This window comes from Streptomyces sp. NPDC054794 (assembly GCF_053611585.1).
Genome location: NZ_JBSHAQ010000147.1, coordinates 1 through 1,339 on the forward strand (window position 1 = coordinate 1; position 1,339 = coordinate 1,339).

The 1,339-nt window shown below is 64.6% G+C and carries 1 protein-coding gene and 1 pseudogene; both read left to right on the forward strand.

Annotated features, from left to right (window positions below; genetic code table 11):
* Positions 1-453 (forward strand): annotated as a pseudogene (locus ACWGKT_RS48460) (alpha-1,4-glucan--maltose-1-phosphate maltosyltransferase); the annotation flags it as partial.
* Positions 450-1,339 (forward strand): alpha-amylase family glycosyl hydrolase (locus ACWGKT_RS48465; protein WP_453278816.1); only part of this gene is annotated, 890 nt, incomplete at its 3' end. The pseudogene ACWGKT_RS48460 and the gene ACWGKT_RS48465, both read left to right, overlap by 4 nt.

Sequence of the window (1,339 nt, forward strand, 5' to 3'; positions counted from 1 at the left end):
GGCGAGGAATACCTCGACTCCGAGAAGTACCAGCTCAAACCCCGCGACTGGGCCACCGCCGAGGCCGAGGGACGCAGCATCGCCCCCCTCATCACGCAGCTCAACACCGTCCGCAGGCAGAGCCCGGCGCTGCGGCAGCTGCGCGACCTCCACTTCCACCCCACGGACAAGGAGGAGGTGATCGCGTACAGCAAGCGCGGCGGATCGAACACGGTTCTGGTGGTCGCCAACCTCGACCCTCACCACACCCAGGAGGCCACGGTCTCGTTGGACATGCCGCAACTCGGCCTGGAATGGCACGAGTCGGTGCCGGTGCGTGACGAACTCACCGGCGAGACCTATCACTGGGGCAGGACCAATTACGTGCGCCTCGAACCGGGTCGGCGACCCGCGCACGTCTTCACGGTTCTGCGACCGTCCACCCCGCAGATCGGAGGGTCACCCACAAAATGATCGTCAACGAGCCCGTTCCGGATACCTTCGAGGACACTCCCGCGAAGGACCGTGACCCGGAGTGGTTCAAACGCGCCGTGTTCTACGAGGTCCTGGTCCGTTCCTTCCAGGACAGCAATGGTGACGGCATCGGCGACCTCAAGGGTCTGACCGCCAAACTCGACTACCTGCAGTGGCTCGGCGTCGACGTCCTCTGGCTGCCGCCCTTCTTCAAGTCGCCGCTCAGGGACGGCGGTTACGACGTCTCTGACTACACCGCCGTACTGCCGGAGTTCGGTGACCTGGCCGACTTCGTGGAGTTCGTCGACGCCGCCCACCAGCGCGGCATGCGCGTCATCATCGACTTCGTCATGAACCACACCAGCGACCAGCACCCGTGGTTCCAGGAGTCGAGAAGAGACCCCGACGGTCCCTACGGCGACTACTACGTCTGGGCGAAGGACGACAAGCAGTTCCAGGACGCGCGGATCATCTTCGTCGACACCGAGGCCTCCAACTGGACGTACGACCCGATCCGCAAGGAGTACTACTGGCACCGGTTCTTCTCCCACCAGCCGGATCTCAACTACGAGAACCCGGCGGTCCAGGAGGAGATGATCTCCGCGCTGAAGTTCTGGCTGGACCTGGGCATCGACGGCTTCCGGCTGGACGCGGTGCCGTACCTGTACCAGCAGGAGGGCACCAACTGCGAGAACCTCCCGGCCACGCACGAGTTCCTGAAGCGCGTGCGCAAGGAGATCGACGCCCAGTACGCCGACAAGGTGCTGCTGGCGGAGGCGAACCAGTGGCCCGAGGACGTGGTCGACTACTTCGGCGACTACCAGTCCGGCGGCGACGAGTGCCACATGGCCTTCCACTTCCCCGTCATGCCCCGCATCTTCATGGC